The 23,151-nt window shown below is 63.5% G+C and carries 25 protein-coding genes and 3 tRNA genes; 17 read left to right on the top strand and 11 right to left on the bottom strand.

The genetic code is table 11. From position 1 onward, the window contains the following. Positions 1–280 precede the first annotated feature (280 nt). Complete coding sequence (locus QQS38_RS12670) at positions 281–430, top strand: hypothetical protein (RefSeq protein ID WP_479645731.1); 150 nt, start codon at positions 281–283, stop codon at positions 428–430. Between the two features lie 34 nt (positions 431–464). Further along, entirely contained in the window at positions 465–1,061 is a 597-nt protein-coding gene (locus QQS38_RS12665; RefSeq protein WP_479645730.1) for a chorismate mutase, read from the top strand. A gap of 5 nt (positions 1,062–1,066) precedes the next feature. On the opposite strand, the gene QQS38_RS12660 is transcribed toward QQS38_RS12665, so the two are convergent. Together QQS38_RS12660 and QQS38_RS12655 are read right to left on the bottom strand one after the other, a co-directional pair. Beyond that, positions 1,067–2,254, bottom strand: coding sequence for an exonuclease domain-containing protein (locus QQS38_RS12660; protein ID WP_479645729.1), 1,188 nt, complete (start codon positions 2,252–2,254; stop codon positions 1,067–1,069). 131 nt (positions 2,255–2,385) lie between these two features. Continuing rightward, on the bottom strand, positions 2,386–2,589 hold the full coding sequence (locus QQS38_RS12655) for a cold-shock protein (protein WP_479645728.1): 204 nt from the start codon (positions 2,587–2,589) through the stop codon (positions 2,386–2,388). A 437-nt stretch (positions 2,590–3,026) separates the two neighbouring features. On the opposite strand from QQS38_RS12655, the gene QQS38_RS12650 reads away from it, so the two are divergent. Both QQS38_RS12650 and QQS38_RS12645 read left to right on the top strand, forming a co-directional pair. Beyond that, entirely contained in the window at positions 3,027–3,236 is a 210-nt protein-coding gene (locus QQS38_RS12650) for a hypothetical protein (RefSeq protein ID WP_479645965.1), read from the top strand. A 527-nt stretch (positions 3,237–3,763) separates the two neighbouring features. Then, positions 3,764–4,909, top strand: coding sequence for a porin (locus QQS38_RS12645; RefSeq protein WP_479645727.1), 1,146 nt, complete (start codon positions 3,764–3,766; stop codon positions 4,907–4,909). Between the two features lie 138 nt (positions 4,910–5,047). On the opposite strand, the gene greB is transcribed toward QQS38_RS12645, so the two are convergent. After that, complete coding sequence (greB, locus tag QQS38_RS12640) at positions 5,048–5,614, bottom strand: transcription elongation factor GreB (RefSeq protein ID WP_479645726.1); 567 nt, start codon at positions 5,612–5,614, stop codon at positions 5,048–5,050. A gap of 126 nt (positions 5,615–5,740) precedes the next feature. Between greB and QQS38_RS12635 the strand changes: the two genes are divergently transcribed. Together QQS38_RS12635 and QQS38_RS12630 are read left to right on the top strand one after the other, a co-directional pair. Beyond that, positions 5,741–5,817 (top strand) — tRNA-Arg (locus QQS38_RS12635). 69 nt (positions 5,818–5,886) lie between these two features. Then, positions 5,887–5,963, top strand: a tRNA-Arg gene (locus QQS38_RS12630). 166 nt (positions 5,964–6,129) lie between these two features. Here QQS38_RS12630 and QQS38_RS12625 read toward each other — a convergent pair. From QQS38_RS12625 to QQS38_RS12610, 4 genes are all read right to left on the bottom strand, one after another. Further along, entirely contained in the window at positions 6,130–8,523 is a 2,394-nt protein-coding gene (locus tag QQS38_RS12625; RefSeq protein ID WP_479645725.1) for a RelA/SpoT family protein, read from the bottom strand. A gap of 94 nt (positions 8,524–8,617) precedes the next feature. Next, positions 8,618–8,821, bottom strand: a complete 204-nt coding sequence (gene rpoZ, locus QQS38_RS12620; protein ID WP_479645724.1) for a DNA-directed RNA polymerase subunit omega — start codon at positions 8,819–8,821, stop codon at positions 8,618–8,620. A 60-nt stretch (positions 8,822–8,881) separates the two neighbouring features. After that, on the bottom strand, positions 8,882–9,577 hold the full coding sequence (gene gmk, locus QQS38_RS12615) for a guanylate kinase (RefSeq protein WP_479645723.1): 696 nt from the start codon (positions 9,575–9,577) through the stop codon (positions 8,882–8,884). An 8-nt stretch (positions 9,578–9,585) separates the two neighbouring features. Beyond that, positions 9,586–10,509 (bottom strand): YicC/YloC family endoribonuclease, encoded by a 924-nt coding sequence (locus QQS38_RS12610; RefSeq protein WP_479645722.1) that lies wholly within the window; start codon positions 10,507–10,509, stop codon positions 9,586–9,588. Positions 10,510–10,723: 214 nt separating this feature from the next. Between QQS38_RS12610 and rph the strand changes: the two genes are divergently transcribed. The 4 genes from rph to QQS38_RS12590 all read left to right on the top strand — a co-directional run bounded on the left by rph (position 10,724) and on the right by QQS38_RS12590 (position 13,495). Then, positions 10,724–11,464, top strand: coding sequence for a ribonuclease PH (gene rph, locus QQS38_RS12605; protein ID WP_479645721.1), 741 nt, complete (start codon positions 10,724–10,726; stop codon positions 11,462–11,464). Beyond that, a complete protein-coding gene (gene rdgB, locus QQS38_RS12600) occupies positions 11,457–12,134 on the top strand; it encodes an RdgB/HAM1 family non-canonical purine NTP pyrophosphatase (RefSeq protein WP_479645720.1) in 678 nt (225 codons plus the stop codon). The genes rph and rdgB overlap by 8 nt, the downstream gene beginning before the upstream one ends. After that, positions 12,131–13,342 carry a radical SAM family heme chaperone HemW gene (hemW, locus tag QQS38_RS12595; RefSeq protein WP_479645719.1) on the top strand — a complete coding sequence of 404 codons (1,212 nt, stop codon included), beginning with the start codon at positions 12,131–12,133 and terminating at the stop codon, positions 13,340–13,342. The genes rdgB and hemW overlap by 4 nt, the downstream gene beginning before the upstream one ends. A gap of 63 nt (positions 13,343–13,405) precedes the next feature. Continuing rightward, positions 13,406–13,495: transfer RNA gene (locus QQS38_RS12590), tRNA-Ser, on the top strand. A gap of 244 nt (positions 13,496–13,739) precedes the next feature. Here the strand turns inward: QQS38_RS12590 and QQS38_RS12585 are convergent. After that, the gene (locus tag QQS38_RS12585) at positions 13,740–14,282 is read right to left on the bottom strand and encodes a DUF4142 domain-containing protein (protein ID WP_479645718.1); all 543 of its coding nucleotides are present in this window, start codon (positions 14,280–14,282) and stop codon (positions 13,740–13,742) included. A 478-nt stretch (positions 14,283–14,760) separates the two neighbouring features. Here QQS38_RS12585 and QQS38_RS12580 point away from each other — a divergent pair, with 478 nt between their 5' ends. From QQS38_RS12580 to QQS38_RS12560, 5 genes are all read left to right on the top strand, one after another. Continuing rightward, the gene (locus QQS38_RS12580; RefSeq protein ID WP_479645717.1) at positions 14,761–15,147 is read left to right on the top strand and encodes a hypothetical protein; all 387 of its coding nucleotides are present in this window, start codon (positions 14,761–14,763) and stop codon (positions 15,145–15,147) included. A 119-nt stretch (positions 15,148–15,266) separates the two neighbouring features. After that, the gene (locus QQS38_RS12575) at positions 15,267–16,025 is read left to right on the top strand and encodes a hypothetical protein (RefSeq protein ID WP_479645716.1); all 759 of its coding nucleotides are present in this window, start codon (positions 15,267–15,269) and stop codon (positions 16,023–16,025) included. Positions 16,026–16,036: 11 nt separating this feature from the next. Continuing rightward, positions 16,037–16,624 carry a C39 family peptidase gene (locus QQS38_RS12570; protein WP_479645715.1) on the top strand — a complete coding sequence of 196 codons (588 nt, stop codon included), beginning with the start codon at positions 16,037–16,039 and terminating at the stop codon, positions 16,622–16,624. Positions 16,625–16,914: 290 nt separating this feature from the next. After that, entirely contained in the window at positions 16,915–17,352 is a 438-nt protein-coding gene (locus tag QQS38_RS12565; RefSeq protein WP_479645964.1) for a TonB family protein, read from the top strand. A gap of 332 nt (positions 17,353–17,684) precedes the next feature. Beyond that, the gene (locus tag QQS38_RS12560) at positions 17,685–19,001 is read left to right on the top strand and encodes an MFS transporter (protein WP_479645714.1); all 1,317 of its coding nucleotides are present in this window, start codon (positions 17,685–17,687) and stop codon (positions 18,999–19,001) included. A gap of 25 nt (positions 19,002–19,026) precedes the next feature. On the opposite strand, the gene opgC is transcribed toward QQS38_RS12560, so the two are convergent. After that, positions 19,027–20,172 (bottom strand): OpgC domain-containing protein, encoded by a 1,146-nt coding sequence (gene opgC, locus QQS38_RS12555; protein WP_479645713.1) that lies wholly within the window; start codon positions 20,170–20,172, stop codon positions 19,027–19,029. A gap of 262 nt (positions 20,173–20,434) precedes the next feature. On the opposite strand from opgC, the gene QQS38_RS12550 reads away from it, so the two are divergent. Further along, the gene (locus QQS38_RS12550; protein ID WP_479645712.1) at positions 20,435–20,614 is read left to right on the top strand and encodes a hypothetical protein; all 180 of its coding nucleotides are present in this window, start codon (positions 20,435–20,437) and stop codon (positions 20,612–20,614) included. A gap of 48 nt (positions 20,615–20,662) precedes the next feature. Here QQS38_RS12550 and QQS38_RS12545 read toward each other — a convergent pair whose 3' ends face one another. Beyond that, positions 20,663–20,803, bottom strand: a complete 141-nt coding sequence (locus QQS38_RS12545) for a hypothetical protein (protein WP_479645711.1) — start codon at positions 20,801–20,803, stop codon at positions 20,663–20,665. Between the two features lie 330 nt (positions 20,804–21,133). On the opposite strand from QQS38_RS12545, the gene QQS38_RS12540 reads away from it, so the two are divergent. Further along, positions 21,134–22,549 carry a chloride channel protein gene (locus QQS38_RS12540; RefSeq protein WP_479645710.1) on the top strand — a complete coding sequence of 472 codons (1,416 nt, stop codon included), beginning with the start codon at positions 21,134–21,136 and terminating at the stop codon, positions 22,547–22,549. A gap of 96 nt (positions 22,550–22,645) precedes the next feature. On the opposite strand, the gene QQS38_RS12535 is transcribed toward QQS38_RS12540, so the two are convergent. Further along, positions 22,646–22,969, bottom strand: coding sequence for a YXWGXW repeat-containing protein (locus QQS38_RS12535; RefSeq protein ID WP_479645709.1), 324 nt, complete (start codon positions 22,967–22,969; stop codon positions 22,646–22,648). Positions 22,970–23,151: the final 182 nt, after the last annotated feature.

The raw sequence follows: 23,151 nt of genomic DNA, 5'->3' as shown, positions 1-23,151 counted from the left end.
CTGGCTGCCCAACGACAGCTAACCGGCGTGGCGTGCAAGAGATTCGTACGAGACACGTACGCCCGAATACGGACAGTCGGAGAAAATCGCCACAAGCTTGCGTGAGATGCCAGCGAGCGGCGCCTCATAGATTATTTTTGATTTTCGTCAATCAACGTTCTGCCTGACTCAAAAGCGCCGCCGACTGTGCCGTTAATGCAACAAAGCGTTAAAAATCAATTCGACGCTGGCAAACAGAGGAAGCCGCGTCGGATAATCGATTCGTGCCAGGAGAGACGCCATGCAAGCCAAGCCCACTCACATTCCGCCCCCCGACAAAGTATCCAGCCCGGATCCGGAACCGGTGGGCGTTGAATTTCTGGCCACCGAATTGCCCGAGCACGTGCGCGCTTTCTTCGACGAACAACGTAAGTTGTGCGAACAGAAGTAGAAGTGACGGTCGCGGGCGGCAAGGTCCGCATCGAATGACGGCGCCGTTGCGTGTCGCGGGCCGGCTCATGCTGGCGCTGTGCGTCGCGTTCGCGCTCGTGCCTTCCCAGGTTCGAGCCGACGGCGACGAAACCGCCATGACCAATCTGATCGCATTGGTATCGCAGCGCTTGGCGCTGGCCGTGCCTGTGGCTCAATGGAAGTGGGCCAATCATCGCCCGATTACCGACGCGCCGCGCGAAGCGGCGTTGCTGGCCGACGTGGAAAAGCGAGCGCAGGCCGCCAACGTCGACCCAGCCTTTGCCCGCATCTTCTTCCGCGATCAAATCGAGGCCAGCAAGCAAGTCCAAACGGCGCTGTTCGGCCGCTGGACCAAGTCGGCGGCGCCTTCCGGCGCGGCGCCCGATTTGGCCGCCGATACCCGCCCTCAACTCGATCGCCTTACCCGCGCGCTCATCCCGGCATTGGGCCGGGTCGAGCCATGGCGCAACACCGCCGATTGCCCGGCTCGACTCGCGCACGCCGTCAAGAACTGGAAATTGCTGACGCGCTACGGCGCGATCGACACCGAAGCGCTCAATACCGCCCTCGCCCATGTCTGCACGGCGGGCGGCGCATCGGATATCGGCTAACCGACCTAGCCCGTCACCGACTCGGCGCGGTCGGCGCCCGCCCCGAAACCGGATGGCTCGCCCTCGCTCGAAGCAACCGCCAGCGGTGTGACCCGCAACCCTCGCGCAAGATGCGTTTGCATGATCCGCAGCGTCGACGGCTCGCACACGGCTTCGTCATGCGTAGCCGCCAGTTCGCGCGCGGCTTCGAGCGAAGGGGCGGCGCCCAGATAGCACCAGCGATCGACGACGTGGAACGCGCGCTCGCTTGCGGCCTCGCCCCGTTCTTCGAACGCCACCGCCGACTCGAAGGGCCACGGTGCGTCGCGCTGCTCGGTGCGCGCCATGCGGGGTTGACGATTGTGAACCGGGCGCAGCGCGCCGAGCCACTTCGCCTCCATCAGCAACGCCCCCACTTCGCCGCCGGTCGCCTGCCACTGCAGCCGCGCGACCTGCTCGGCGATTCGCGTTTCGCGCGCCGATCGCCGCTCGCCGGTCAAATGCGCGCGCACCCGCTGGCGCAGCCGCACGCTGCGCCCCACGTAGAGCGGAACATCCGCCGCGTCGAAAAACGCATAGACCCCGTGCCCCACCGGCGCCGCGTCGATCGTATCTTCGGTGATGTCGCCGGCAATGCGATAGCGCCGCACGGTGCGCTCGACCTGCGCGCGCAGGGTGGCGACCGGCCACAACGCATGCAGGCGCTGCCAGAATTGCCACAGCAGATCGGCGTCGGCCAATGCGCGGTGGCGCGCGAGCGGCGCGAGCGCGTGGCGTTCGATCAACGCGTCCAGCCCGTGCCGCTTCTCGTGCGGCCACAGCGCGCGCGAGAGCTTGACGGTGCACAGCACGTCGGGGTTGAACGTGAATCCGGCGCGCTGAAACTCGGCACGCAAGAAGCCGCGGTCGAAATTGGCGTTATGCGCAACGAACAAACTGCCGTCGAGTCGCGCGAGTAATTCGGCCGCCAACGAATCGAACGCGGGCGCATCGCGCACCATGTCGTCCGAGATGCCGGTCAACGACTGAATGAACGGAGGAATGGATTGGCGCGGGTTGACGAGCGTGCTCCAGCGCGATACGCCGGATGGCCCTACTTGCACGACGCCGATTTCCGTAATGCGGTGTTCAGCGACCGCTCCGCCTGTCGTTTCCAGATCGACAAAAGCGATCGGCGTATCGATCGCGAGCGTGGGCAGCGATAAATCTGACATGAATAAGGGCGCTCAGGTAGATGCTTCGATTGACGAAGTATGCACCACCCGAGCGCCCTTGAAAGGATGCCTGCGGCAACCGGTTCGCGCGATGGCGCTGGCCGGTAAGCGGCACGCCGGTGCCGAACGCTTTACAGCGGACGAATATTCGCCGCTTGCTTGCCCTTCGGGCCCGTCTTCACATCGAATTGAACGCGTTGATTTTCTTTTAGAGACTTGAAGCCTTCGGCCTGAATCTCGGAGAAATGCGCAAACACGTCCTCGTTGCTCTGGTCAGTCGTGATGAAGCCAAAGCCTTTAGCATCGTTGAACCATTTGACGACACCAGTTTCCATAGTACTAATTCCCTCGAAATTTAATAGACGGGCAGCGCCCTCCGCCCGAAACCCAGCCTCGGAAGAACGTCGCCTCGGTCTCTCCGCCCGGGGCGCCGTCCACTGGGTGATTCCGGCGCTGCTTTTATAAATGTTCCGCCGAGCGCTCGTCAAGAAATTTTTCATTGAATGCTGTAAACGCGTAGTCGCTATGCATGCGACACGAGAATATCGGGACATGAACGTCATAATTACCTGCATCGAACAAAGAAAATCCCGAAACCAGGAAAAACATTCACTATTTGCAACAAAACATTTCTACCGTCAGTATTTTTCCGGGTTGTTTGTTGGACAGGGCGGTCCGAAGATGGGGTAGATGATTTACCCGGGAGACCACCGTGAGACTCAACCCCTTGAAGCGCTTCGTCTCGTGGCTCATCGGTCCGCCCCAGTTGGGGATGCCGTCGATTAGTAGGACGAAAAGCGCCGCCACGATTCTGGAATGCGATCCGCTCTGGCACGGCGACCACTGGCAGAACCTCTTGGCGTGCCCGATGGACGCGCGGCACTACGTGATGGAAGATTGGGCGCTGCCGATCGAAGACGACGAAGTGGGCTATGGCCGCACGGAAGATAAACAAAGCGGCGTACGGCGGCGGGGCCGCTGACGCGAGCGGCGCATAAAAAAACGCGGCTGGCTGGCCGCGTTGACAAAGGTTTGGAGACGTCTTTTCCTTGAGGAAAAAGCCTGCTTGGGCAAAGCAGGAACCCACAGTATAGCCAGCGGTTCCCCTCAGATTATTGCCGCTACACGCAATCTAATTTTTCAAAACAGACAATAATCGGAATCGAGGCTCTCGAATTCACCGCCTTCGCGTCCAAACGGGCGTATCGCAAATACAACGCCATCGGTATGGCAAATCGACTCAAGCCCTTTTTTATTCTAAAAATTCGTTACAAATCAACCAGTTAACCACCACATCACGCCGTTTCTAATTACTCAATACTTTATTTCCGATTTCGAAACGCGCGTCTCGACGAAGCCCTCTTTACACTCAAGCCAGTTCGGAAACGCGGACCTGTTGCTGTGAATCCTGCTGCACCAGCCTGCCGCTGTGCAACCGCTGCATTCCATGCACGTCGGTGGGCGCCTCTCGCGACAGCCACAAGAATGTTCTGATTCTGGAGAGAAACAATGAAGAAAACGCTTCTAGTCGGCGCCCTGACCGGCGCGTTCGCAACGATGGCGCATGCCCAGAGCAGCGTGACGCTCTACGGTCTCATCGACGCCGGCATCACATACACGAACAACCAAGGCGGCCATAGCAATTGGCAGCAATCCACGGGTTCGGTGAACGGTAGCCGGTGGGGCCTGCGCGGGTCCGAGGATCTCGGCGGCGGGCTCAAAGCCATCTTCACGTTGGAAAACGGCTTCGGCATCAACAACGGCACGCTCAAGCAAAGCGGCCGGGAATTCGGTCGTCAAGCCTGGGTCGGCCTGAAGAGCGAGCAATTCGGCTCGGTCACGCTCGGCCGTCAGTATGACGACGTCGTCCAGTACCTCGGGCCGCTGGCGCTGACGGGCACCCAATACGGCGGCACGTACTTCGCGCACCCGTTCGACAACGACAATCTCGACAACTCGTTCCGCGTCAACAACTCGGTGCACTTCCAAAGCGCCAACTACGGCGGCTTCAAGCTCGGTGCGTTGTACGGCTTCTCGAACACGGCCGGCCAGTTCTCGAACAACCGCGCCTATAGCGTCGGCGCGTCGTACACCTGGAGCGGCCTGAACGTCGCGGCGGCGTACATGCAACTGAACAACAACACCAACGCCTTGGCCCAAACCGCCACCTCGCCGGGCGCGGTCACCGGCGACGCCACCTTCGTCGCGGGTCGTCAACGCACGTGGGGCGCGGGCCTGAACTATACGTTCGGTCCCGCCACGGCCGGCTTCGTGTTCACGCAAACGCGCCTGGACAACGCCCTGGGCGTGAACGCCGCCAATGCCGGCACGAGCGGCACGCTCGCGCTGCCCGGCGGCGGAGTCCGCTTCAACAACTACGAGTTGAATGCGCGCTACGCGCTCACGCCGGCAATCAGCCTGGCAGGCGCTTATACCTACACGGATAGCACCATCGGCGGCGTGCATCCGAAGTGGAATCAGTTCAACCTGCTCGCCGACTACGCATTGTCCAAGCGCACCGACGTGTACCTGGGCGGCGAATTCCAGCACGTCGTGAACAAGGGCACCGGCATCGGCGCCGTCATCAACGGCTTGAACATGTCGTCGACCGACAAGCAAGTCGCCGTGACCGCCGGCTTGCGCCACCGCTTCTAAGCAACCGCAGCGACGGGGTCTCCGGTCGAGGCAATCCCGTCGCCGAAATCCCCGGTCACGGGCTCAAGCGCCGCTTTCGCGGCGCTTTTTTTTGGTTGGACGCTCGGCTGGAAACGTGAGGGACGCGCGTGCGCGATCTTAAGCGCCGGTGCCCGCGGGATAGCGCACGTCGAGCACGTCGATCTGCTCGGGCCCCGAAGGCGTATGCAGTGTGACCGTATCGCCAATGCGGGACTTGAGCAACGCTCGCGCGATAGGGGAGATCCAGCTGACGTGACCGCGATCCAAGTCGACCTCGTCGACGCCCACGATCGTGACCGTATGCGTCTCGCCGTCTGCGGTCGCATAGTCGATCGTCGCGCCGAAGAAGACCTGATCGACGTTCTCTTGCTTGCTGGCATCGACCACCTCGGCCAGGTCGAGCCGTTTGGTCAGAAAGCGAATGCGCCGATCGATCTCGCGAAGACGCCGCTTGCCGTAAATGTAATCGCCGTTCTCCGAACGATCGCCGTTCGACGCCGCCCACGACACCAATTTGACGACTTCGGGCCGCTCTTCGTCGATCAGGTGAAGCAACTCGTCGCGCAGACGCTTATGGCCCGAGGGCGTGATGTAGTTCTTGGCGCCGGCCGGGATTTCGGGTTGACCGATGTCGAGATCGTCGTCGTCGCCGTCGCTCGACTCTTTGACAAATGCCTTGTTCATGGTGCGAATCACTACGTCCAATGGACTTCAAGCGTACACGATCGCGCTCGCCCGAAGAAACCCTAAAGAAACCTACCCCAATGTCTTCCATTTTCCCGGGACTTTGCTATAATTCCGCTTCTGCGTGCGGCTGTAGCTCAGTTGGATAGAGTACTTGGCTACGAACCAAGGGGTCGTGGGTTCGAATCCTGCCAGCCGCGCCACTTTTTTCGAAAGCCTTCTTCGCGGAAGGCTCTTTTGTTTGACCGAAGTACGATTCTGCGTTTTCGCGTGCGGCTGTAGCTCAGTTGGATAGAGTACTTGGCTACGAACCAAGGGGTCGTGGGTTCGAATCCTGCCAGCCGCGCCACCTATGAAGGGCCTTCCGCTTGGAAGGCCCTTTGTCTTTGTGCACTGCGGTTTCAGCGCTCTGCATCCCGCTTCGCCCTTCCCGACTTCGGCATCCCCTGGAAAAGCATTCGCGAGACCGTCGCAAGGCAACGAGCTCGCGCCGCGAGACCGTGACGTGACGCCCGTCAGTAATCGCCCCGCTCACGCTCGATTCGCATCCCGCCATCGTGACGATGATGACCGTCTTCGCTCGGCCGCTCGCGCACGATGCGCATCACGTCGGGATTCGTTCTGACGCGGCGCATGACGTTGGCGAGGTGAATGCGATCGCTGACCTGGATCACGAAGCGCAGCACGGTGGATTCCTGCGACAAATCCTCGTCCATGGCGATATGGACGATGTTCGCGTCGGCCGAGGTAATATCGGCCGCCACACGGGCAAAGACGCCTTTGACGTTGCGTACGAGCACCTTCACAGCCACGTCGAACAAGCGCCCAGGCTGCGGCGCCCAAGCCACGTCGATCCAGCGGCCAGGATCGCGGCGATGGATACGCTGCGCAACCCGGCAATCGGTCGTGTGGATAGCCATACCGAGCCCGATGCCGATATAGCCCATGATGTCGTCGCCGGGGATGGGCCGGCAGCAAGCCGACAACTGCACCGACATGCCCTCCGTGCCCGTGATGACCACGGGAGGCGCATGCGGCGCCGCACCGGCGTGACTTCCCTCTGCCCGTCCGTGCTCGTCGTCGGTATCGCGCCCGCTGATGAGCACTTCGATACGCTTGGCCATGACGGCGGCGACGCGCCGGCCGAGGCCGATATCGGCAAAAATCTCCTGGCGGTTCTTATTGCCCGTCCATTGCACGAGCTTGTCCCAGACATCCGGCTCGACCTCGGCCAGCGCCAAGCCATAGCCCTTCAGGCTCTGATCGACGAGACGCTCGCCCAGTTGGACCGACTCGTTCAGCCGCATCGTCTTCAGATAGTGACGAATGGCCGACCGTGCTTTGCCGGTGCGCACGAAGCCGAGCCACGCGGGGTTCGGCTTCGAGTACGGCGCCGTGATCACCTCGACGATGTCGCCGCTCTTCAGTTCGGTGCGCAGCGGCAACAGCTCATTGTTGATCTTGACGGCGACACATTGATTGCCGAGATCGCTATGGATCGAATAGGCGAAATCGAGCGCCGTGGAGCCGCGCGGCAACGCCATGATCTTGGACTTCGGCGTGAAAACATAGACGGCATCGGGGAACAGGTCGATCTTGACGTGCTCGAGGAACTCGCTCGAATCACCCGCCTCGCTCTGAATGTCGAGCAACGACTTGAGCCACTGGTGCGCGCGCTTTTGCACGTCGTTCAGGTCGGCGCCGCCGTTCTTGTAGAGCCAATGAGCCGCCACGCCGGCTTCGGCGATCTCGTGCATCTTGCGCGTGCGCACCTGGAACTCGATCGGCGCGCCGAACGGCCCCACGAGCGTCGTATGCAGCGACTGGTAGCCGTTGACCTTCGGGATCGCGATGTAGTCTTTGAACTTGCCGGGCACGGGCTTATACAGCGCATGCAGCACGCCGATACACGTATAGCATTCCAGCGCGCTGCCGACCACCACGCGAAAGCCGTACACGTCGAGCACCTGCGAGAACGAAAGCTGCTTGTCCCGCATCTTCTTGTAGATGCTGAAGATCGTCTTCTCGCGGCCGGTCACCTCCGCCTCGATGTGCGCGTCGGCAATCGCGCGCTGCACCGATTCGAGGATCTTGCCGACCACCTCCCGCCGATTGCCGCGCGCGGCCTTGACCGCCTTTTCGAGCGTCGCGTAGCGGTGGGGGTTGAAGTTCGCGAAGCTCAGGTCCTGCAGCTCGCGGTACGTGTTGTTCAGGCCCAGACGGTGCGCGATGGGCGCGTAGATGTCCAGCGTCTCGCGCGCGACGCGACGGCGCTTTTCCGACGGCACGGCGCCGAGGGTGCGCATGTTGTGCAACCGGTCGGCGAGCTTGACGAGAATGACGCGCACGTCGCGCGCCATGGCGAGCAGCATCTTGCGGAAATTCTCCGCCTGCGCTTCCTCGCGATTGCGAAACTCCATCTTGTCGAGTTTCGACAAGCCGTCGACCAACTCGGCCACTTTCGGACCGAACCGCTCGGCCAACTCCGTCTTGGTGACGCCCTGGTCTTCCATGACGTCGTGCAGGAGCGCGGCCATGATCGACTGCGCGTCGAGCTTCCAGCCCGCGCATGTTTCGGCGACGGCGACCGGGTGCGTGATGTAGGGCTCGCCACTGTGGCGATACTGCCCCAGATGCGCTTCGTCGCCGAAGTGAAACGCCGCCTTGACCTCTTTGATTTCCTCGGGGCTCAGGTAGCCGGCAAGCATCGACGTGAGTTTCGCGATGGAAACGACGTCGTGTCGACGGGGTTGTTCCGGGGTGGCGGTCGGCCCGAATAGATGGCGAAACGACTGTTCGAGAACGGCGTCGATGTACTTGCGCGCCGGACCCGGCGCTTCGACGTCCTGCTCGTGCTCGAGGTGCACGGCATCGGTGGCGGTGGAGGCGGACGATGGGGTAGCGCTCATTTTCGCCTCCGTATGGATCGCTATGCGGGCTATGCGCGAACTGGCATGGCAGCGACAGCGCTAGGCGCATGATGCGCCTAGCGCGCCGTACGTGTTAGACGGGGACCTTCTTCAGCATCTCGAGACCGATCATGCCGGCCGCGATTTCGCGCAGGGCTACAACGGTAGGCTTGTCGCGGCTCTCGATCTTCGGCGTGTGACCTTGCGCGAGTTGTCGCGCACGATACGTCGCGGCGAGCGCCAGGTCGAAACGATTCGGGATTTGCTTCAGGCAGTCTTCGACGGTAATGCGGGCCATGTTTCGAAATTCCTTCTCAATATGTTGCTCATTCTACCTTATGTGCGCAACCACTCGCCTTCACTCGGCGTGCGGCAAGTGAATGCCGAGTTCGACGAAAAGATCGGTATGGCGCGCGTATTGCGAAGCAAAGCGCAAACGCGTCGCGTCGACGACGCACTGCAGTTCGGACAGCGCGCGGTCGAAGTGCTCGTTGATGATGACGTACTCCGATTCCGGCGCGTGCGAGATCTCGCTGCCGGCAGCGAGCAGCCGCCTCGTGATGACGTTCGGCTCGTCTTGGCCGCGCTTTTTCAGGCGCTCTTCGAGCGCCGACAACGACGGCGGCAGAATGAAAACCTCCACCGCATTGCGGAATTGCTTCTTCACCTGCTGTGCGCCCTGCCAGTCGATTTCGAGCAGCACGTCGTGGCCGTTCTTCATCTGCTCTTCGATCCACAGACGCGAGGTGGCGTAGTAGTTGCCGTGCACTTCCGCGCTTTCGAGAAATTCGCCACGATCGTGGCGCGCAAGGAAATCGTCGACCGTCGTGAAATGATAATGCTGCCCGTCCTGCTCGCCCGGGCGCGGCTTGCGCGTCGTGTACGAAATCGACAGGCGAATCGCCGGATCGCGCGCGAGCAGCGCATTCACGAGCGTCGATTTACCGGCGCCCGAGGGCGCGACCACCATGAACAGATTGCCGGGATAAGCGCCGGCGTACGGATTGCGCTGCGCTTGGCGCGCCGGGTTCGATTCGTGCGTAAGCTCGGTCATGATCGCTTTCACTCCAGATTCTGCACTTGCTCGCGCATTTGCTCGATGAGCAGCTTGAGCGTCATCGATGCGTCGGCCAGTTCCTTGGCCGCCGCTTTCGAGCCCAGCGTATTCGCTTCGCGATTGAGTTCCTGCATCATGAAGTCGAGGCGCTTGCCGACCTTGCCGCCCTTTTCGATCACGTGCCGCGTTTCGTGCAGATGCGCGGACAGACGCGACAGCTCTTCGGCGATGTCGATGCGAATGCCGTACATCGTCACCTCTTGCCGAATGCGTTCGGCGATCTCCTCGCGCGAAACGATGGTCGCCGCGGCGTCGGGGGCTGCGAGACCCAGTGCTTCTTGCAAACGCTCGACGATTTTTTGCTGATGCTTGGCGATCAACTCCGGCACGAGGGGCGTGATGCGCGAGACGATCGCTTCCATCTCCGTTACGTTGCCAAGCAGCATGGCTGCGAGTTGCGCGCCCTCGCGCGCGCGCACTTCCACGAGCTCGGCGATCGCCTGCTTGCCGCAGGCGAGCACGGCATCGCGCAGCGTTTCGGGCGCGACGCTCGTTTCGGCGAGCACGCCGGGCCAGCGCAGGATTTCCCCCGTGCGCATGCGTTCGCTGTCGGGAAACGCATCGAGCACAGCGCGCTCGAGCGCGGCCAATTGCGCCAACGCGTTCCGGTCGAGCGAGCCCACCGAGGCCGTCTGCTCGCTGCGCTGGAAGTTCACGCGAATGTCGACCTTGCCGCGCGAGAGCTTCGTCATCAACATTTCGCGCAGCGTCGGCTCGCACGTGCGCGCTTCTTCCGGCATACGAAAGTTCAGGTCCAAGAAACGCGAATTCACGGTACGCAGTTCGACCGATACGCTCATGGCTCCGGTGCCGCCAGCGGCCGCGAGTTCGCGCGTCGCGCTCGCGTAGCCTGTCATGCTGTAAATCATCGTCCGTCTCGCGATGGGGGCCGTCGCCGGCCGGTTGTTCGAGCCGCTTCGCGCGTCGACCCGGCGCGAAAGCGTTGAACGCGCATTATCCCATTTTTGCCGAATGCCCCCGCTACGAGCGCGCCGGGGCGGCATGGGACATGCAATGCGTCCGGAGCGGTAAAATTGCGGTTTCTCCTCTTTGCTTGCGGCTGCGCCGCCTCCCACCCCGACCATGACCGATACCGCCCAACGCCCGAGCGGCCGCGCCGCCGATGCACTGCGCGACGTGCGCATCACGCGCCACTACACGAAGCATGCCGAAGGCTCGGTGCTCGTCGAGTTTGGCGATACGAAAGTGATCTGCACCGCGAGCACCGTCGAGCGCGTCCCCGAATTTCTGCGCGAGCGCAATCAGGGCTGGCTCACGGCCGAATACGGCATGCTGCCGCGCGCCACGCACACGCGCAGCGATCGCGAGGCGGCCCGCGGCAAACAAACGGGACGCACGCAGGAAATCCAGCGGCTCATCGGGCGTGCGCTGCGCGCCGTGTTCGATCTGGAACGGCTCGGGCCGCGCACGTTGCACATCGACTGCGACGTGATTCAAGCCGATGGCGGCACGCGCACGGCCAGCATCACCGGCGCGTTCGTCGCGGCGCACGATGCGGTCTCGAAGCTGATCGCGGCCGGCCGCATCGCGAAGTCGCCGATCACCGACTACGTGGCGGCCATCTCGGTCGGCGTCTACGAAGGCGTGCCCGTGCTCGATCTCGACTATGACGAGGATTCGCGCTGCGATACCGACATGAACGTCGTGATGACGGGCGCAGGCGGCTTCGTCGAAGTGCAAGGCACGGCCGAAGGCGCGCCGTTCTCTCGCCACGAAATGAACGCGCTGCTCGATCTCGCGCAACAAGGCATCAGCTCGCTCGTGCGCATGCAAAAAGCGGCGCTGGAGACGAACGATGAGTGAGCCGGGCGACACGCAACGAGGCACGGCCGGCGCCGCGAGCGAGCTCGACCATGCTTCGAGCGCGGCGCCTCTTGCGCGCGTCGTCGTCGCTTCGAACAACGCGGGCAAGCTGCGCGAATTTTCCGCCATGCTCGGCGCAGCAGGCATTGCGCTCGTTGCGCAAGGCGAGCTAGGCGTGCCCGAAGCCGAGGAACCGCACGCCACCTTCGTCGAGAATGCCTTGGCCAAAGCCCGTCACGCGGCGCGCTTGACGGGGCTGCCGGCGCTGGCCGACGATTCCGGGCTATGCATGCGGGCATTGAACGGCGAGCCCGGCGTCTATTCGGCCCGCTATGCACAGCGCGCGGGCGGCGAAAAGAGCGATGCCGCCAACAATGCCTACCTCGTCGCTCGCCTGCAAGGCGTAGCCGACCGGCGCGGCTATTACTACTGCGTCCTCGTGCTGGTGCGGCACGCCGAGGACCCCGAGCCGCTCATCGCCGAAGGCCGCTGGCACGGCGAGCTCATCGATGCGCCGCGCGGCGAACATGGGTTCGGGTACGACCCGCACTTCTACCTGCCCGAGCTGAAAGCCACGGCCGCGCAACTCGACCCGTCGCTCAAGAATGCCCGCAGCCACCGCGCCATCGCACTGCGCGCGCTGCTCACGTTGTTGAAGGAGGCGCGATGATCGGCACCCGTTCGGGCGTGATCCAAGCGTTCACCGCGCCGGGCGCCATCCGGCTCACATCGCTGCCGCCGCTTGCGCTCTACGTCCACTTCCCTTGGTGCGTTCGCAAGTGCCCTTACTGCGACTTCAACTCGCACGAATGGAAAGGCGAGCGCTTCCCCGAAGACGACTATCTCGACGCACTGCGCGCCGACCTGGAGCAAGCGCTCCCGCTCGTTTGGGGGCGGCAGGTGCATACCGTCTTCATCGGTGGCGGCACGCCCAGCCTGCTCTCGGCGCGCGGGCTCGACCGCTTGCTGTCGGACGTGCGTGCGCTGCTGCCGCTGGACGCCGACGCGGAAATCACGATGGAGGCCAACCCGGGCACCTTCGAAGCCGAGAAGTTCGCCCAGTTTCGCGCGAGCGGCGTGAACCGGCTGTCGGTGGGAATTCAAAGCTTCAACGAAGCGCATCTGAGCGCACTGGGGCGGATTCACAACGGTGGCGATGCGCGTCGCGCCGTCGAGATCGCGGCGCGTCATTTCGATAACTTCAACCTCGATCTGATGTTCGCGCTGCCGCGGCAAACATTGGACGAATGCCGCGCGGATATCGAGACGGCGCTCTCGTTCGCCCCGCCGCATCTGTCGCTCTACCACTTGACGCTCGAACCCAACACGCTATTTGCGAAGTTCCCGCCGGCGTTGCCCGACGACGATGCTTCGGCCGATATGCAGGAGTGGATTCACGAGCGTACGGCCGCGGCCGGCTATGAACGCTACGAGGTATCGGCCTACGCGAAGCCGCATCATCAGTGCAAGCACAATCTGAACTATTGGCGCTACGGCGATTACCTCGGCATCGGCGCCGGCGCGCATACCAAGCTCTCGTTCGCACACCGTATCGTGCGGCAGGCGCGCTATAAGCACCCCGCCACGTTCATCGAGCAGGCGCGCGCGGGAGCCCCGGTGCAAGAAGAGCACGAAGTGTCCGCACGCGACCTGCCGTTCGAATTCATGCTGAATGCGCTGCGGCTCGTCGAGGGCTTTCCCGTGCATCGCTTCGTCGAGCGCACGGGCATGCCTATGACTTCGATCGAGCCCGCGCTGCAGGAAGCCGAGCGGCGTGGATTGATCGAGCGCACCTACGAAAAGATCGCGCCGACGCCGCTTGGGCAGCGTTTCTTGAACGACTTGCAGGCGCTTTTCTTGAGCGAAAGAGAGGACTGAGCAGCGCAACGATCGGCCCGGGGCGCTGACGCCGCGCCGTTTCGGGTTACAATCGCGCCTCTCGGAGGGCTGGCAGAGCGGTTGAATGCACCGGTCTTGAAAACCGGCAAGGCTTCACGGCCTTCGTGGGTTCGAATCCCACGCCCTCCGCCATTCCCGATATCCCATTGGCCTTTGCCCGCGCTTCCCGGTACGTTCGTTGCGCCGTTCCTTCCGAAACCCGTCCATTCAGCCCTTCGCCGCTAACCCGCGAAAGGGTCCGACTTCGGATAAACGAGCATGCCGACCGACCCGAACGCCGCTGCGATAACGCTGACCGAAACGATGCCGCGCGAATGGGTCGATCGCAGACCGCCCGAGCTTTTTTGAACGAATCCGCCCCCACGCACGCTCGCGGTCACTGCCCCCGCCGCTGCTGCACCTTCGCGAGCAACGCCAGCGCAAGCTGCAACTGCTCGGCGCCAGCCTGTGCGTTATTGGCCGCGAAGGCTTTCACGTCGGCGTCCTCTCCTGCTTGCGCCTCACTTTCGTATAAGCCGTTGCCCATGCGGTGAATATTCATCTGCGCAAGCAGATACTCGCGGTCGAACATGGCGCCGCTCAGGTGTGTCAACTCTTCGTATAGCGTTCGATCGGCGGGCTCCATCGCGTTGATGAGCTTCACGTGCTTGCTGTCCGCCAATCGACTCAGGGCTTCATTGATCCGGCTATGCCGCTGTGCGAGGCGACGGCCATACGCTTTGACCGCCGGATCCCCCGCTTGACGCTCGGCGAGTTGCGCCATGTCGAGCTGTGCGGTCCCCATGCTCGCGGCCGTCAGCATGAATTGCTGATCGACCGGCGTCACTTCGGCACTCGCTTGCAGGAACGAGCAACCGGTGGCGATCGACGCGGCAAGGCAGGCTACGACGATTGCGAAACGCATGGTCGGTGTGAACACGGTTGGCCTCCTCCCCTGATTGGCACGTGCGAGCCGCACGATGGTCTTCGCAGCCCGATGGCGGCTTCTCCCGGAGATGCATACAAAGTGCCCGGGACATCCGCCTGTTACGGCGCGCGGCTTCAAGATCACTTCGGCAAAGTCACGCACCGCAATGGGCGAACGATTCTCGCTACGTAGCACCCGTCCTATGCGCTGCGCGCTCCGGACCCGGAAACGCGCGAGCGCGCGTACGCCGACATCGCGCGCACGCTCGCACAGGCAAAACGGCTCGCGCACGCTCCGAGTCCGAAAGCGGCGGGCTCACGTGCGACGCATGCATCTGGAACCGACGCCGTCTGAATCTTCGCCGCTTCTCACCCTCGCGGGCCGGACACGAGCGACTATCGTCGTCCGCGCTTTTCTCTCGACCGAAACGACCGCAAGCGGGTACCCGCGCGTCGCAAGCGCGGCGGTCATTCACTTGGAGGGCAGCAAGATGACGAATCCCATCGTCCGCGTCACGAATCTTTCGACCCAAGAGGTATGCATCGAACATGATCCCAATTGGGACGATCAAATATTGACGATCGACGGCGCGCGTACGCATCGCACGCTGTGCCTCTCACCCGGCGTCGACGCGACCGTCAGCATCGATGCGAACAGCGATATGTCAGCCGATCCGAATTTGATGGGCGTGATTTTCTCCGACGGCAAGGACATTACCTATGGCAACGCCGGCGGATATCAAACGACGATCGGCCACGATGCCGACTCCGGTCTGCTAGCCGTGACGGACGAATACAAGCTGCGCTCGCCGTCCATCCAATATTCGCTCGGCAACCAAACGCAATGGTCGATGGACATGACGTTCGTGAACATTTGACACGCCGCGTCGGCCTGCGATGACCGGGGCGACGCCACGCGGTGCGGGCATCGAATTCCGACATTAGGCAGAACATTTGCTCATAGAGGTCGCATAAGGCATCGCTTCACGGAGGCGTTATGCGAAATCGTCTATCGATGGCCATGCTGCTGTACTCGCTCGCGAGCATGGCTTTTTCTCCGCTTGCCTGCGCCCAGACAACCGCGGCGGCCGCCGCCAGCGCCGTGCCGGGCTACCTCGCGCAAATGGACGGGTCGCCTCAGCGGCAAGCAGCCATCGCCGGTTTGGCCGCGCTTGCCGAGCGCTTGCCCACTTCCACGCAGCCAATTCGCGAGAATCGCATCTTCGATGTCGACGACTATCGCGCATTACGTGACGCGACGGTCGGCAATGGATTCGAGATGTACCTCGTCGATGCCGGCGCTTTGATGGCGGGCCAGTCCGTCGAACAGAGCCTTTACGGCAGCGGCGAATGGCGCTTCATCGTCATGCACGGCGGCAAAGGCGTCGGCCTCGTCACGGTGGCCCAAATGAACGGGCAATGGAAAATGGTGCAGGCCGGGGCAAGTGAATTGGCCCGTGAACTCGTTGCCGTCGCGCAACGCTATGACACGCGAGCACCGCGGCCTATGCTGCGATTCATTCGATGCCAGCCGGCCGTAGCGGACGTCATCGAGGTTTCGGCGCAAGGCGCCGCGCCATCCGCGTCCAGCATCAACTCGTTCTATGTGCTGCTTACCGCCGCGCGCTCCAAGCCGACAACTTCGGCCGAAACGGCGGCCACCCCTTCCCTACCTACCCTTTCCGATGCGGAACTGGGGGACGCGCTTCGACACCGCTTGCAATGGGGCTTGCGCGATCCGAGATTCATGCATTGAAGGAGTTCGCCGTGGACACTGAACTCGGCTCTCGGCTGCTGTGCGGCCTCGTCGTCGCGGCGGCATGCTCACCGGCCCTCGCGGGCGCGCGGCAACTCGACGTTCCCCATATCACCCAGGCACACAGCGAATGGTGCTGGGCCGCCGATTCGAAAGCGGTGCTCGCCTATCGCGGCGTCCCGAGCCGCCAATGCGCGATCGAAAATTGGGTCGACTCGATCGGGTACGCGTGTCGAAGTGCGCCGTTCGACTGGAATGCTCCCGCCAACTCGCCCAATACGATCGCGGGTACCACGGGCATCAGCGGAATTCTTTGGTCGCTGGGCCGCCGCGACTCGCGCTATGTCGGCGCGCCGCTTTCTTACCAAGCAGTCGGCGCCGCGATCGACCGCGGCAATCCCGTCGTCATCTTATGGACCTGGCCAGGAGGCGGAGGGCACTTCGTCGTCATCGACGGCTACGACGATGAGCAGCACGCACTCTATTTCATGAACCCATGGCCCGGCGAAGGCCCCGGGTACGGCGATTACGAGTGGATGCGCTACGGCTCCGGCAACATGGGTACGCACTGGTGGGCCGAATCGCTCGTCGTCTATTGAACCGAAGCGACCCGTCGCCATTGCATCGATACGATGACGGACGAACCCTCACCCGCGTTTCAGCAGCCGTTGAAGATAGGCCGGCATGCCACCCGCCCCACAAGCCCGCGCCGTGCGCCGACGCACGATGGCCGCGCAAATCCGGATGCGCACGCGCACGCCATTGACTACGCTTAAGGCACATTGCTTTTGCGCGAGCCAAGCGCTCCATTACCGTCATGAAACTCGATCTCGTGCGCCGTCCCGCATCGTGCGCCTGCGGGCTTACGCGCTTCGTGCTGCTAGGCACGATGCTGATCACGGCGGCTTGCACGATCACTCCGCCCTCGCGTCCTCCCGCAGCGTCGTTGCCCCCTCCCGCCGCGGTCAATAGCGCGACGCTCGATCAGTATCGGGATGCAATCGCTCGCAGAATCGCCGAACGCAACCCGTCCTATCTCGAGCGACGCGCGCCGCAAGCGATGCTGCGCTCGCTCGTCGTCGTCGCCTTCACCGTGAATCGCAACGGCGAAGTCTTGCGCTCGTCCATCTACCGAACGAATGGCGATGACGAAGCGGAAGCGACGGCGCTGGCCGCGTTGCGCCGGGCCTCGCCTTTGCCGGCGCCGCCGGCCAAGCTGCTGAACCGGGTCGGCCAGCTCGAAATCATGGAAGACTGGCTCTTCAACGACGACGGCAAATTCCAGTTGCGCGAACTCGCGCCGCCGCAAGCGCTGACGTTCGATTGACGGCGCCCGGCGCTCAGGCTTGCGTTGGCGCGCGCCGCGCCTCCTCGCTATAATTTTTCCCACCGCGCTGCCGGAACTCCGGCCATGCTCGCGGCGTGCCGCCTACCCGGCGGCGCGCCTGCCGGCCCGACGTTGCCGTTCCCCCATGGACGCGCCAAGCTGTCCCATTGCATTTGACGTTTAGCTCGTTTTCTCGTTTTTCTCGTCGTTTACGCCCGCGTGCTTTCCTGCTCGCCGGCGCGCCTCGGCGCACAGCTCGCACATCTTCGCCGAATTTCGCTGCACCGACGCGCTCGCGCGTGGTGCCGCCTTACGCCACCAGGAGACCTTTCATGTCCGTTTCGCCGTCTTCGCCCTCCGTGACAACCGCGCCGAGCGCGGCGAGCGCGCCAGGGCGATCACGCATCGTTTTCGCCAGCTTCATCGGCACAGCGATCGAGTTCTACGACTTCTATGTCTACGCCACCGCCGCGGCGCTCGTGATCGGCCCCGTGTTCTTTCCCCATGGGTCGGCGATGGCGCAGGCGCTCTCGGCTTTCGTCACGTTCGGCATAGCGTTCGTGGCGCGTCCGATCGGCTCGTTCCTGTTCGGCCACTTCGGCGATCGCATCGGCCGCAAATCGACGCTCGTCGCGTCGCTGCTCGTCATGGGGCTATCCACGACGTTGATCGGTTTCCTGCCCGGCTACGACGCAATCGGCTCGCTCGCGCCGATCCTGCTGTGCATCCTGCGTTTCGGCCAAGGTATCGGGCTTGGCGGAGAATGGGGCGGCGCCGCCCTGCTGGCCACGGAGAATGCGCCCGCAGGGCGGCGCGGATGGTTCGGCATGTTCCCCCAGCTCGGCCCGTCGGTCGGCTTCCTGGCATCGAACGGTCTATTCTTCACGCTCGCGCTGACGCTCTCGGACGCACAGTTTCGCGCTTGGGGCTGGCGAGTGCCGTTCATTTCCAGCGCGGTGCTGGTCGTGCTCGGCCTGTACGTACGCTTGAAGATCGCCGAAACGCCTGCCTTTCGCGCCGCAATCGAGCGGGCCGAGCGCGTGCGCGTCCCGCTCGTGTCGCTGTTCGCGCACCATAGCCGCGCGACGCTCGCGGGCGCGTTTGCAATGGTGGTTTGCTATACGTTGTTCTACATCTCGACCGTCTTCACGCTTTCTTACGGCGTGTCGACGCTGCACATCCCCCGGCAAACGTTCCTTGGCATGCTGTGCTTCGCCGTGCTGTTCATGGCGCTCGCCACGCCGCTCGCGGCCTGGGCAAGCGACCGCTTCGGCCGGCGGCCCGTGCTGATGGCGGGCATCGCCGCCGCGATCGCCTCGGGCTTCACCATGGCGCCCCTCGTCGGCAGCGGCTCGCCCGTGCTCGTCACGGTGTTTCTGACGCTCGAGCTTTTTCTGATGGGCGTCACCTTCGCGCCAATGGGGGCATTGCTCCCCGAGCTGTTTCCGACCGCCGTGCGCTACACGGGCGCCGGCGTCGCCTACAACCTGGGCGGCATTCTGGGCGCATCGGTTGCGCCCTACATCGCGCAGATGCTGGCCACGCGCGGCGGCCTGGGATGGGTGGGCGGCTATGTTTCGGTCGCTGCGGCCGTCAGTCTAGTGGCCGTGTTCGCCATGCGTGAAACGAAGGACGTTCGGTTGTCGTGAGCGGCGGCTCGCTCGTGCGCGGCCATCACCGCTCGCGCCGTGCGGGCGGCGGCACACTCGATGTCACGCGCACCGGCCGCGCCGCCGGCGCCATGCGCGGCGCAGCGGCCCCGGCGCGTCGATACGCCTGCGCCAAGCGCGCGAGCAGTAGCAGCGCCGCCACGGCGGCGATATCGCTCGTCAACCGCGCCAACCCGTTCGCTTCGGCATGCAGTAACCGCACGAGCGTATCGGCCACGATGGAAACGAGCGTGCCGCCGACGAAACAGACGAGCCCCTGACGCCCCACCGCCACGACCGCAGGCAGCCGTTCGGCCGCCGTGCGCAGCCAACCCGCGCGAGCCGCCTGCGCGCACAGCCAAGCAAGCGCTAGGAAACTGACCACCCGCACGCTGGCAAGGTTCTGCTTCATAAAGCCCGGCGACGGATGCGTGTCGATGCATACTTTGACGAAGGCGAACGCCAGCGCGATGGCCACCGCCGCCCCCGTCAAAAGTTGACCAGCCGTCGACGTCTGCATGCGCAGCGGCACCGGATAGAGTCGACACAGCAGGCCCAGCATAAACAGCAGTTGCCAAGCAAACGGATTGAACGGCCACTCGCCGACACCAGGCAACCCGGCGGCGAGCCACGGCGCCGCCAGCCACATCGTCAAACTCAGCGCGAATGAAGCGACGGGCATGCGCCGCGCAAGCGGAATCGCGAACGAAATGCTCAACGCAAACAGCAGGTACATCGGCAACACGGCCGACAAAAACGGCTGTTGCCGCAGCGTCGCGACGTCGATCAGCGCTTGCGCGGGCCGATGCGCAAACATGGGCCAACCGGACTCGCCGACGAGCGGAGAAGCGATGGGCAAAGCGGCGACGATCGCACCGCACGCGATCATCAATGCCGCGGTGAGCAAATAGGCACGATAGATTTCCCACGCCCGCCTTGCAAACCGCCGGCGCGCGGCCGCTTCGCCGTGACGCGCCGCGATGCTCGTATAGCCCGCGGCCGAGGCGTAGCCGCCGAGGAAAACGAACACCTCTGCCGCATCGCAATAGGCATAGTTGTGCAGCATCGCGCGCGCCAGCACGCTCACCGAAATATGATCGATGGCGATGACGATCAGCGCGATACCGCGCAGCAAATCGACTTCGATCGAGCGTCCAGGGGACGATGACATCGACAACGCTCCTTTTCTCCGGCCCTCGGGCGCGACTGCGCCACGCATCGGCACTCGCCGCTTGGGTCACGTCGATCGAGAAAAATTCCCCGGATTCGGGCATTTCATTTCATGGCGAACGCCGCGACGCGCGCGGCGCCAGTCATCCCGGCCGCTCAGCTATCCGGAGTTTTCCCGGCTTGCCGGCAAAGTGCGCCAGCCTATACTTTTTAACGCACACAAATAAGGCGCTTTTCTGCACAATCGGCGCCGGGAGACGACGATGAACATTCATATCCACAACGCCGACATCGTGGCCATCCTCGCCCTAGCCCTGCTAGGGTCCCTCTTGCTTGCCATGCGCTTTCGCCCGAAGACCTGGCTCGCCATCCTCGTTGAAGCCGTCGCGGCGAACGCGGCGGCGTTCGCCGCCGTCCTGGCCGTGGAAGCGCTGCTGGCCTAAGACCTCGCACTCGGCGAGGGCCGGGTCCTCGGCCCTCGCCGCGCGCGCCTATCGCTCGTAGTAATAGTCATGATGGTGGTGATAGCCGCCGTAATAACCGTAGTAACCGGGCGCCGGCGCAATCACGCACCCTCCGAGCAGCAACGCAACCAGCGCGCCTGCCATCAATAGTGCCGTCGTGCGTTTCATTGTCGTTTCCTCATGTCGCTGTCGCTACGTTCGACCGCATGTCGAACGATTGCGATTGAACAGCACGGCGGGCATGGGCAGCGTTGCAATTTGTAAGCACAACGTCCCCCTTATTACACGGGCGGGCCCAAACGGTTGCGTGCGCCGCGCGGCGCGGGCTCCGGGCGAGTTGCCCGGCCATAGCCCGGCAATAGACAGCGACACGTTTAACAAACTCGTAATTTGGCGAAAGCACCCCGCGATGTGGATCGTTTCGGCGGCGCACGCCGGCGGGCCATCGAGGCATAGGCATTGCGCACGTATAATCCTTGCTTTGATTTGCTGACCATCATGGCCCGGACCTCGCTTTTCCATTCCTCCGGCGTCGTCCGGCGCGCCCGGCAGCTCTGGCGCCGGTATGGCGTGTTCTGGCTAGGCGCCATCGCCGTCGGCCTCGTGGCCGTGTTCTACGCGCGGCTCATCGATTGGGGCTACGGCCAATTCCGCGGTGTGCAGCAACACCATGTCTGGCTGCCGCTCGTGGCCACGCCGCTGCTGGCCGCCACTTGCGTCTGGCTCACGCGCCGCTTCTTCCGCGGCGCCGAAGGCAGCGGCATTCCCCAGGTCATCGCCGCACTGCATGAAGGCACGAGCACGCTGGGGCCGCGCACGCTCACGCTCAAGCTCCTGGCCGGCAAAATCCTCGTGTCGCTGCTGGCCATCCTCGGCGGTTTCACGATCGGCCGCGAAGGCCCCACGGTGCAGATCGGGGCCGCGATGATGTACAACTTGCGCCGCTTCTATCCGCGCTCGAACGCACTGATCGAGCGGCAACTCGTGCTCGCGGGCGCTGCCGCCGGTTTGTCGGCCGCCTTCAATACGCCGCTCGCGGGTATCGTATTCGCCATCGAAGAATTGACGCGCAGCTTCGAAGCGCGCGCGAGCGGCGTGTTGATCACGGCCATCATCGTCGCCGGTGTGATCGCGCTCGGGCTCAACGGCAACTACACCTACTTCGGCACGATCGAGATCGGCTCGCACTTTCCCGATCTGCTTGCCGTGGCGGTGCTCCTCACGGCCATCGTGACCGGCGTCGCGGGCGGTATCTTCGGCTGGCTGCTGCTGCATACGTCGCGCTGGCTACCGGCACCGCTCGTGCAGATGCATCGCGAGCGTCCCGTCATGTTCGGCGCGCTTTGCGGACTGGCGATCGCAGTGGTGGGTTTGGTTTCGGGCGGGACGACGTTCGGCAGCGGCTATGCCGAGGCGCGCGGCCTGCTGGACGGGCGCGAGCAACTGTCGCTGCTGTACCCATTCCTGAAGATGGCGTCGATGGTGGGTTCGTACCTGCCGGGCATTCCCGGCGGCATCTTCGCGCCCTCGCTATCGATCGGCGCCGGTTTCGGCAATTTGCTGCATCACATCTTCAGCAGCATGCAGTTGCCCATGCTCATCGCGCTGGCAATGGTGGGCTATCTGGCCGCCGTGACGCAATCGCCGATTACGTCGTTCGTGATCGTAATGGAGATGATCAACGGGCACGCGCTCGTGATCTCGCTGATGGCGACGGCGCTCATCGCCAGCCGCGTTGCACGCCTATTCGCGCCGCCGCTGTACGAAGCGCTGGCGCTTCGCTATATGACGCCGCCAGCTGCGCAGGCGGCCCCGGCCGAGCCGGAAACGACGAAAACGTTGGAGCCGCTGTTCGAAGACGAGCCGGCCGTCAAGCCCGAGAGCGAGTCCCCGGCCGACACGCCACGCGGATAAACACGCCGCCCTCGATGCGGCTCAACGCCGTCGACGGCCGCGCATAACGTTGCAAATGCGGCGCCGCCCCGCTCGGCGCCGTACGGGCCGATGGCGTCAGCGTGCCCAGTGGCCGGGAATCCAAGCCCAATTCGGGCCGCGTCGCGCCCAATGTCCAGGTACCCAGTGATAGCCGATCCGCACACGCTGCCAGTGGCCGGGCACCCATACGTAGCCGCCGCGCTGCCAGCGCCAATGGCCGCGGTCCCACACATAGCCTACGCGCGGCGCGGGCACGACCTCGTAGCGCACGGGCGGCGGCGCATGGGGCGCGACGAGGACGACTTCGTCGGCCGACGCCGGCGCCGACGCCGCCATTGCGAACGTACCGGCCGCGGCCAAGACGAGTTGTGCAACGAGAACGCGTGTGGACGTTTTCATAAGAAGCCTCTGAATGGCGAATAGGGGGACGCCGTACGCAGCGACGACGTTACTCCCATAATGCGCGAGGCGACGATTGCGACGACAACGACCGTATTACCGCAGGGCCGAAAATGCAACCGAATATTTTCGAGCGCGCCGCCACCGGCGACCACGCTCGAAATACAGGGAGATTGAAGGAA

It is taken from the genome of Trinickia sp. Z7 (assembly GCF_056498045.1).
Note: the sequence above shows the minus strand (reverse complement) of the source record. Positions and strands in the feature narration are given on the sequence as shown.

Coding starts and splice junctions, on each gene's coding strand:
- QQS38_RS12650 (WP_479645965.1), top strand. CDS start 3,027: ATGCCGTCGATTAGTAGGACGAAAAGCGCCGCCACGATTCTGGAATGC.
- rpoZ (WP_479645724.1), bottom strand. CDS start 8,821: ATGGCCCGCATTACCGTCGAAGACTGCCTGAAGCAAATCCCGAATCGT.
- QQS38_RS12550 (WP_479645712.1), top strand. CDS start 20,435: ATGAACATTCATATCCACAACGCCGACATCGTGGCCATCCTCGCCCTA.
- QQS38_RS12665 (WP_479645730.1), top strand. CDS start 465: ATGACGGCGCCGTTGCGTGTCGCGGGCCGGCTCATGCTGGCGCTGTGC.
- QQS38_RS12670 (WP_479645731.1), top strand. CDS start 281: ATGCAAGCCAAGCCCACTCACATTCCGCCCCCCGACAAAGTATCCAGC.
- QQS38_RS12535 (WP_479645709.1), bottom strand. CDS start 22,969: ATGAAAACGTCCACACGCGTTCTCGTTGCACAACTCGTCTTGGCCGCG.
- QQS38_RS12610 (WP_479645722.1), bottom strand. CDS start 10,509: ATGATTTACAGCATGACAGGCTACGCGAGCGCGACGCGCGAACTCGCG.
- QQS38_RS12580 (WP_479645717.1), top strand. CDS start 14,761: ATGACGAATCCCATCGTCCGCGTCACGAATCTTTCGACCCAAGAGGTA.
- rdgB (WP_479645720.1), top strand. CDS start 11,457: ATGAGTGAGCCGGGCGACACGCAACGAGGCACGGCCGGCGCCGCGAGC.
- QQS38_RS12540 (WP_479645710.1), top strand. CDS start 21,134: ATGGCCCGGACCTCGCTTTTCCATTCCTCCGGCGTCGTCCGGCGCGCC.
- hemW (WP_479645719.1), top strand. CDS start 12,131: ATGATCGGCACCCGTTCGGGCGTGATCCAAGCGTTCACCGCGCCGGGC.
- QQS38_RS12560 (WP_479645714.1), top strand. CDS start 17,685: ATGTCCGTTTCGCCGTCTTCGCCCTCCGTGACAACCGCGCCGAGCGCG.
- QQS38_RS12565 (WP_479645964.1), top strand. CDS start 16,915: ATGCTGATCACGGCGGCTTGCACGATCACTCCGCCCTCGCGTCCTCCC.
- gmk (WP_479645723.1), bottom strand. CDS start 9,577: ATGACCGAGCTTACGCACGAATCGAACCCGGCGCGCCAAGCGCAGCGC.
- QQS38_RS12545 (WP_479645711.1), bottom strand. CDS start 20,803: ATGAAACGCACGACGGCACTATTGATGGCAGGCGCGCTGGTTGCGTTG.
- rph (WP_479645721.1), top strand. CDS start 10,724: ATGACCGATACCGCCCAACGCCCGAGCGGCCGCGCCGCCGATGCACTG.
- QQS38_RS12575 (WP_479645716.1), top strand. CDS start 15,267: ATGCGAAATCGTCTATCGATGGCCATGCTGCTGTACTCGCTCGCGAGC.
- opgC (WP_479645713.1), bottom strand. CDS start 20,172: ATGTCATCGTCCCCTGGACGCTCGATCGAAGTCGATTTGCTGCGCGGT.
- QQS38_RS12660 (WP_479645729.1), bottom strand. CDS start 2,254: ATGTCAGATTTATCGCTGCCCACGCTCGCGATCGATACGCCGATCGCT.
- greB (WP_479645726.1), bottom strand. CDS start 5,614: ATGAACAAGGCATTTGTCAAAGAGTCGAGCGACGGCGACGACGACGAT.
- QQS38_RS12655 (WP_479645728.1), bottom strand. CDS start 2,589: ATGGAAACTGGTGTCGTCAAATGGTTCAACGATGCTAAAGGCTTTGGC.
- QQS38_RS12645 (WP_479645727.1), top strand. CDS start 3,764: ATGAAGAAAACGCTTCTAGTCGGCGCCCTGACCGGCGCGTTCGCAACG.
- QQS38_RS12625 (WP_479645725.1), bottom strand. CDS start 8,523: ATGAGCGCTACCCCATCGTCCGCCTCCACCGCCACCGATGCCGTGCAC.